The organism is Spirillospora sp. NPDC049652 (assembly GCF_040675125.1).
Classification (GTDB): domain Bacteria; phylum Actinomycetota; class Actinomycetes; order Streptosporangiales; family Streptosporangiaceae; genus Spirillospora.
The window spans coordinates 1-7,495 of record NZ_JBFAOF010000304.1; the positions used below are offsets into that span (position 1 = coordinate 1).

A 7,495-nucleotide genomic window follows, 5' to 3' on the forward strand; every position below is an offset into this window, starting at 1 on the left:
CCCCGCACCCCCCGCAGTCCCCGGCGTCACGGCCGCCCGCGACGCTCATCGACGCGCCGCAGCCGCCGAACCTCAACGCGCCCCACCGCGACGCGCCGCACCGCACGGCGCCGCACCCACCCCCTCAGGCACCGCCGCCGCTGCCGCCCGAGTTCAAGCCACCCGGGGAGACCCCGTGACAACACCCCAGATGTCCGTTCCGGGCGCGGCGGCGCTGCGCCAGACGGGACGGCTCTTCGCCTTGGCGGGCACCGTGCTCGCCATGACGTTCAAACGGCCCTTCCAGGTCCGCGAGCTGATCCAGCAGTTCTGGTTCATCGCCTCGGTCGCGATCCTGCCGACCATGCTCGTCTCCATCCCGTTCGGCGCGGTCATCTCGCTGCAGGTCGGGTCCCTCGCCAAGCAGCTCGGCGCGCAGTCGCTCACCGGCGGCGCGTCGGTGCTGGCGGTCGTCCAGCAGGCCAGCCCGCTGATCGTCGCGCTGCTGATCTCCGGCGCGGCCGGTTCGGCGATCTGCGCCGACCTCGGCTCCCGGACGATCCGCGAGGAGATGGACGCCATGGAGGTCATGGGCGTCTCGCCGATCCAGCGGCTCGTCGTCCCCCGGGTGCTCGCCTGCACCGCCGTCGCCGTCCTGCTGAACGGCCTGGTGTCGGTGGTCGGCGTCGCGGGCGGCTACTTCTTCAACGTCGCGCTCCAGGACGGCACCCCCGGCGCGTACCTGGCGAGCTTCTCCGCCCTGGCGCAGCTCCCCGACCTGTACGTGAGCGAGCTGAAGGCGCTGCTGTTCGGGTTCATCGCCGGGGTCGTCGCGTCCTACCGGGGGCTGAACCCGCGGCCCGGCCCGAAGGGCGTGGGCGACGCGGTGAACCAGTCGGTGGTCGTCACGTTCCTGCTGCTGTTCTTCGTGAACCTCGTGATGACCGCGATCTACCTCGAAGTCGTCCCGCCGAAGGGGGCCTGATGGCGAGCGTCAGAACCATCCGGCCGCACACGTGGCTGGACCAGCCGGGCGACCAGCTCGGCTTCTACATCCGGGCGCTGCTGTGGACGCCGCGCGCGCTGCGCCGCTACCCGCGGGAGATCATCCGGCTGCTCGGCGAGGTCGCGTTCGGCTCCGGCGCGCTCGCCGTCATCGGCGGCACGGTCGGCGTCATGCTCGGCATGACGGTCTTCACCGGCGTCGTCGTCGGCCTGGAGGGCTACGCGGCGCTCGACCAGATCGGGTCGTCGGCGTTCACCGGGTTCGTCTCCGCGTACTTCAACACCCGCGAGATCGCGCCCCTGGTTTCCGGGCTCGCCCTGTCGGCGACGGTCGGCGCGGGCTTCACCGCGCAGCTCGGCGCGATGCGCATCAACGAGGAGATCGACGCGCTGGAGGGCATGGGCATCACCAGCCTCCCGTACCTGGTGACGTCCCGGATCGTCGCCGGCACGGTCGCGATCATCCCGCTGTACGGGATCGGGCTGCTGAGCTCGTTCCTCGCCTCGCGGGAGGTGACCGTCCTGGTCAACGGCCAGTCGACGGGCACCTACGACCACTACTTCAACCTGTTCCTCGCGCCCGAGGACGTGGTGCTGTCGTTCGCCAAGGTGCTGATCTTCAGCGTCATGGTGATCCTGGCGCACTGCTACTACGGCTACCGCGCCGTCGGCGGTCCCGCCGGGGTGGGCGTCGCGGTCGGCCGGGCCGTCCGGACCGCGATCGTGCTGATCAGCGTGACCGACTTCTTCGTCAGCCTCGCCATCTGGGGCGCGACGACGACCGTGAAGGTGACGGGGTAGCGATGGCGCGTTCGACGACCCTCCAGACGCTGGAGAAGCGCGGCCTCGGCGTGGCGTTCCTGCTGGTCCCCGCGCTGCTGATCTGGCTGTCCATCGCGATCTACGAGAAGAAGTTCACCAAGGTCACGATGGTGACCCTGCACACCTCGACCGCCGGGCACGAGATGCACGAGAACGCGGACGTCAAGGTCCGCGGCGTGGTGGTCGGCGAGGTGCGCACGATCAGCACCGAGGGGAACGGCGCCGTCCTGAAGCTGGCCCTCCAGCCGGACAAGGCGAAGTTCGTCCCGAGCGACGTGCAGGCGCAGCTCCTCCCGACGACGGTGTTCGGCGCGCGGTTCGTGTCGCTCGTCCCGCCGGCCGGATCGACGGCCTCGCCCGTCCACGACGGCAGCCAGATCAACGAGGACCACAGCCAGAACGCGGTGGAGCTGTCGCAGGTCCTCAACAACACGATGGCGCTGCTCAACACGCTCCAGCCCGCGAAGCTGTCGGCCACGCTGAACGCGATGTCCACGGCGCTGGAAGGACGCGGCGACCAGATGGGCCGCAACCTCGTCCAGCTCGACCGGTACCTGCGCAAGCTGAACCCGGACCTGCCCGCGCTCAGCGAGAACTTCCGGCGGCTCGCGACGTTCTCCCAGAACTGGGCGGACGCCTCCCCGGACCTGCTCGACGCGCTCACCGACTTCACCACCACCAGCCGGACGGTCGCCGAGCAGCGGCAGAACCTGTCGGAGCTGTTCGTCACGACCGGCCAGGCGGCCGACGAGCTGTCGCGCTTCTTCGCCATGAACGGCGGCAACATCATCGCGCTGTCGGCGGCGAGCCGCGGCACGCTCGACGTGATGCGCCGGTACGCGCCCGCCGCGCCCTGCACCTTCCGCGCGCTCGCCGACTTCGTCCCGCAGATGGACCGGATGCTCGGCAAGGGCACCGGCAAGCACGGCGTCCACGCGATGGTCGTGTCGGTGCAGCAGAAGGGCCGGTACGTGGCGGGCAAGGACGACGTCCACTACGGGCCGGGCGGCGGTCCGCGCTGCTACAGCGCCCCCTACTACCCCGGCGGCGGCAAGTCCCCGAAGGCCGTGCGGGTGGGCGCGCCCACCGCGGGCGCGGTCCCCGGCTCCGGACTCGGCCCCGCCAACTCGGCCTCGGAGAACGACCTGGTGAACGAGTTCGTCGCGCCGTCCATGGACGAGGTGCCCGACCGGCTTCCGGACTGGTCCTCGGTCCTGGTCGGCCCCATCTACCGCGGGACGGAGGTGACGGTGAAGTGAAACTCGCCGGCCAGGGGCTCAAGGGCCTCGGCGTCCCGCTGATCAGCTCGATCATCTTCATCGTGGTGACGGTCGCCTCGACCGCGCTGCTCGCGGCCAGCATCACCGACACCACCTCCGGTGACCGGGTCTCCTACTACGCCAAGTTCAGCGACGTCGCGGGCCTGCACCCGGGCCACGGCGTGCGGATCGCGGGCGTCCGGGTCGGCCAGGTCGACAAGATCAGCGTCACCGACCACCGGCTCGCGCTGGTGAAGTTCTCGGTCGACCGGAACCGGCGGCTGCCCTCCGGGGTCACCGCGTCGGTGAAGTACCTGAACCTGGTCGGCGGACGGTACGTCGCGCTCGACCAGGGCGCGGGGACTCCGGGCGCGTACCTGCCGCGCGGCGGGACGATCCCGGTGGACCACACCACCGGCCCGCTGAACCTGACGCAGCTCTTCCAGGGCTTCCAGCCGCTCATGCAGGCGCTGTCGCCCGGTGACGTGAACAAGCTGTCGGAGTCGATCGTCCAGGTGCTCCAGGGCGAGGGCGGGACGGTCACCGGCCTGCTCCGCACGGTCGGCCAGCTCACCAACACCCTCGCCGACCGCGACCAGGTGATCGGCGACGTCATCCACAACCTCACCACCGTCGTGGAGACCGTCAACAACCGCGACCGGCAACTGGTGACGCTGGTCCGGACGCTGCGCGAGTTCACCTCGGGCCTCGCCGCCGACCGCAAGACGATCGGCGCGTCGCTGGAGGGCATCTCCGAGCTCGCCGACACGACCGCCGGGTTCCTCAACGAGGGCCGGGAGCCGCTGCGCAACGGCATCGTCCAGCTCGACCGGCTCGCGACCAACCTGAACCGCGACCAGCCGCTCGTGGAGAACTTCCTGCGGCGGTTCCCGGAGAAGGCCGACACCATCGGGCGGCTCGGCTCCTACGGCTCGTGGATGAACTTCTACCAGTGCGAGGTCCAGTTGATCGGCGTCCACTATGCCGGTTCCGACATCGACCACCGCCCGCCGCCCACCGGCGTCCCGCTGAAGGACGCGAGGTGCCGCGGATGAGCCGACGGATCCTGCCGCGCGTGAAGCCGCTGCGCGACCGCAACCCCATCCCGATCGCCGTCATCGGCATCGTGCTGATCCTGGTCGCCGGGTTCCTCGCCTACCGGGTGGACGACCTCCCGGTCGTCGGCGGCGGCACCACCTACAAGGCGTACTTCTCCGAGGCCGCCGGGCTCAAGGACGGCCAGGAGGTCCGCGTCGCGGGCGTGAAGGTCGGCAAGGTCACCGGCGTCTCCCTCGCCGGGAACCGGGTGAAGGTCACCTTCCGGGTGAAGCACACCTGGGTCGGCGACGCCAGCACCGCCACCATCATGATCAAGACGCTGCTCGGGTCGAAGTACCTCGCGCTCGACCCGCTCGGGGCGCGCGAGCAGAACCCCCGCGAGCCGATCCCGCTGAACCGCACGGTCGCGCCGTACGACGTGACCGCCGCGTTCCAGGACCTCGGCCGCACCTTCCAGCAGGTCGACTCGACCAAGCTCGCGCAGAGCCTCACCACGCTCTCGCAGACCTTCGAGAACACTCCGCCCCAGGTGCGGTCGGCCCTCACGGGCCTGTCCGCGCTGTCCAAGACGATCGCCAGCCGGGACGCCGACCTCGCGCGGCTGCTCGCCGGGACCAAGCAGCTGTCCGGCACGCTCGCCGCGCAGAACGCGCAGTTCGAGACGCTGTTCAAGGACGGCAACCTGCTGCTGGCCGAGCTGCGCAACCGGCGCGAGGCGATCCACCGGCTGCTCACCGGCACCGCGGCCCTCGCCGACGCGCTGGTCAAGCTCGTGGACCGCCTGAAGGGCCCGATCACCCCGATGCTGGCTCACCTGGACCAGGTCACCGACATGCTCGAACGCAACCAGTCCAACCTCGACCGGGCCATCCGCGTCGCGGCCCCCTACACCCGCGTGGTCGTCAACTCCACCGGCAACGGCCGCTGGATCGACGGCTACCTGTGCGGGACCGTCCCCAAGGAGTACCTGGTCAACGGCCGCTGGCAGCCGCCGGCCGTGGGCTGCGAGCCTCCGCACCTGACCGGAGGCCGCTGATGGGAGCGATCAGGGACAACCGGATCCGCGTCCTGGAGATCATCGGCGTGGTGTTCGTGCTGATGATCGCGCTCGCGCTGTACGCGGTGCTCGGCGGCGCGAAGACCCGGGTGATCCGCGCGGACTTCGCGACCGCGATCGGCGTGTACCCCGGCTCGGACGTCCGCGTCCTCGGCGTGAAGGTCGGCAGCATCAAGTCGGTCACGCCGCACGGCCGGAAGGTCTCGGTCGTGATGAAGGTCGACGAGGACGTCCCCGTCCCGGCGGACGCCCACGCGATCGTCATCGCCCCGAACCTGGTGTCCGACCGGTACGTGCAGCTCGCCCCCGCCTACGGCGGCGGCCCGCGGATGCCGGCCGGCGCCACCATCGACGTCTCGCGCACCGCGACGCCGCTGGAGCTGGACGGCCTGTACGACAGCATCCGCAAGTTCAGCGGCGACCTCGGCCCGAACGGCGTGAACGCCCGCGGCGCGCTGTCGTCGGTGATCCACACCGGCGCGGCGAACCTCGACGGCAACGGCCGGATGTTCAACACCACGATCGACAACCTCGGCCGGCTGTCGCAGACGCTGAACAACTCCTCCGGCGACCTGTACGCCACGATCAGCAACCTCAACCGCTTCACCGCGATGCTGCGCGGCAACGACTCGCAGATCCGGCTCGCCGAGCGGCAGCTCGCCGACGTCAGCGGCTTCCTCGCCGCCGACCGCCAGGACCTCGCCGACTCCCTGCGCAACCTCGCGCAGGCCCTGCTGGAGGTGAAGGGCTTCATCACCACCAACCGCGAGGCCCTGAAGCGGAACGTGGACAAGCTCGCCGACGTCACGCAGGTGCTCGTCGACCAGCGCGCCTCGCTCGCCGAGGTCCTCGACAACGCGCCGGTGCTGACGCAGAACGCGCTGAACGCCTACGACCCCGAGACCCGGACGCTGATGTCCCGCGGGAACCTGCTGGAGATCACCAAGGCGTTCGGCAACCTCAACCAGAAGGGGCTGGACGGCACCGGCGCCGACACCCGCCCGGTGTGCGCGGCGGCGTCCGCCCAGACGCCCGCGCTGAAGCTCCAGTGCAACCGGCTGCGGACCAACGGGCTCACCGCGGTCGCGCCCTCGCGCTCCGGCGACGTCCCCGCGCTGCCGTTGCCGCCCGCCGGTCAGGTCTACGCAGGGGGAGGTCGGTGATGCGGCGCTTCCGTCTCGCCGGGGCCGTGTCGGCCGTGTCGGCCATGGTGCTCGCGGCGGGCTGCTCGCAGGTGTCGGTCGAGCAGCTCCCGCTGCCCGGCGGCGCGTCGCTGGGCTCGCACCCGTACACGGTGCACGTCCAGTTGCAGAACGCGCTGAACCTCGTCCCGCAGGCCGCCGTCCGCGTCAACGACGTGCCGGTCGGCCGGGTCAAGAAGATCTCGCTGCCCGACAACGCCTGGTACGCGGACGCGACCGTCCTCATCAACGGGGACGTGAAGCTGCCCGCGAACGCGACGGCGAACCTGGAGCAGTCCAGCCTGCTGGGGGAGAAGTACATCAAGATCGCCGCCCCCTCGACCGACGCGTCCGCCCAGCCGCTCGCGAACGGTGCGACGATCCCGCTGTCGCGGACGACCCGCAACGCCGACACCGAGGAGGTGTTCGGCGCGCTGTCGATGCTGCTGTCCGGCGGCGGCCTGCCGCAGATCCGCACGATCACGCGGGAGCTGAACCGGACCCTCGACGGCCGCGAGCCGCAGATCCGCGACTCGCTGGAGCAGCTCGGCAAGCTGACGGGCACGCTGAACACCAACCGCCAGGCCATCGTGGACGCCCTGGACGGCCTGAACCGGCTGTCCTCGACGGTCGCGGCCCGCCGCGGCCAGGTCGACACCGTCCTGACCGACCTGTCGCCGGGCCTCCAGGTCCTGACGGACCAGCGCGGCGAGCTCGTCACGATGCTCCAGAAGCTCGACCACCTGTCGCAGGTCGCGACCGGCGTCCTGGAGCAGAGCCGCGACAACACGGTCGCCGACCTGAACTCGCTGTCGGTGGTGCTGCAGAAACTCGCCGACTCGGGCCGCGACCTGCCGAAGTCGCTCCAGATCCTGTTCACCTACCCCTTCACCGACGAGATGACGAAGGCCGTGAAGGGCGACTACCTGAACGGCTACCTGACGGTCATCGCCGCGCCGGGCAACGACTGCGTCATCCCGCCCGTCAAGGAGACCGACCAGAAGAAGAACGCGCCGAAGCTGCGGGCCCTCGCGCAGACCCCGCCGGCGGGGCCGCTGCCGACGCCGTGCCCGGCGACCAAGGCGTCCGCGCCCGCACCGAAGGCGTCCCCGGCGCCGTCCAACACTCCTCAG

Annotated in this window: 7 protein-coding genes; all 7 read left to right on the plus strand. The window is 70.8% G+C overall.

The window, feature by feature from the left end; genetic code table 11:
* Positions 1-190: 190 nt before the first annotated feature.
* Positions 191-964: an MlaE family ABC transporter permease gene (locus AB0J52_RS20080; protein ID WP_500183114.1), complete on the plus strand. Its 774-nt coding sequence runs from the start codon at positions 191-193 to the stop codon at positions 962-964.
* Positions 964-1,785 carry an MlaE family ABC transporter permease gene (locus tag AB0J52_RS20085; protein WP_117355856.1) on the plus strand — a complete coding sequence of 274 codons (822 nt, stop codon included), beginning with the start codon at positions 964-966 and terminating at the stop codon, positions 1,783-1,785. Before AB0J52_RS20080 ends, AB0J52_RS20085 begins: the two co-directional genes overlap by 1 nt.
* 2 nt (positions 1,786-1,787) lie before the next feature.
* Positions 1,788-3,065 carry an MCE family protein gene (locus AB0J52_RS20090; protein ID WP_500183115.1) on the plus strand — a complete coding sequence of 426 codons (1,278 nt, stop codon included), beginning with the start codon at positions 1,788-1,790 and terminating at the stop codon, positions 3,063-3,065.
* Positions 3,062-4,120 (plus strand): MCE family protein, encoded by a 1,059-nt coding sequence (locus tag AB0J52_RS20095; protein ID WP_500183116.1) that lies wholly within the window; start codon positions 3,062-3,064, stop codon positions 4,118-4,120. The genes AB0J52_RS20090 and AB0J52_RS20095 overlap by 4 nt, the downstream gene beginning before the upstream one ends.
* Positions 4,117-5,160 carry an MCE family protein gene (locus AB0J52_RS20100; protein WP_500183117.1) on the plus strand — a complete coding sequence of 348 codons (1,044 nt, stop codon included), beginning with the start codon at positions 4,117-4,119 and terminating at the stop codon, positions 5,158-5,160. The genes AB0J52_RS20095 and AB0J52_RS20100 overlap by 4 nt, the downstream gene beginning before the upstream one ends.
* The gene (locus AB0J52_RS20105; protein WP_500183118.1) at positions 5,160-6,344 is read left to right on the plus strand and encodes an MCE family protein; all 1,185 of its coding nucleotides are present in this window, start codon (positions 5,160-5,162) and stop codon (positions 6,342-6,344) included. Before AB0J52_RS20100 ends, AB0J52_RS20105 begins: the two co-directional genes overlap by 1 nt.
* Positions 6,344-7,495 (plus strand): MCE family protein (locus AB0J52_RS20110; RefSeq protein ID WP_500183119.1); only part of this gene is annotated, 1,152 nt, incomplete at its 3' end. The genes AB0J52_RS20105 and AB0J52_RS20110, both read left to right, overlap by 1 nt.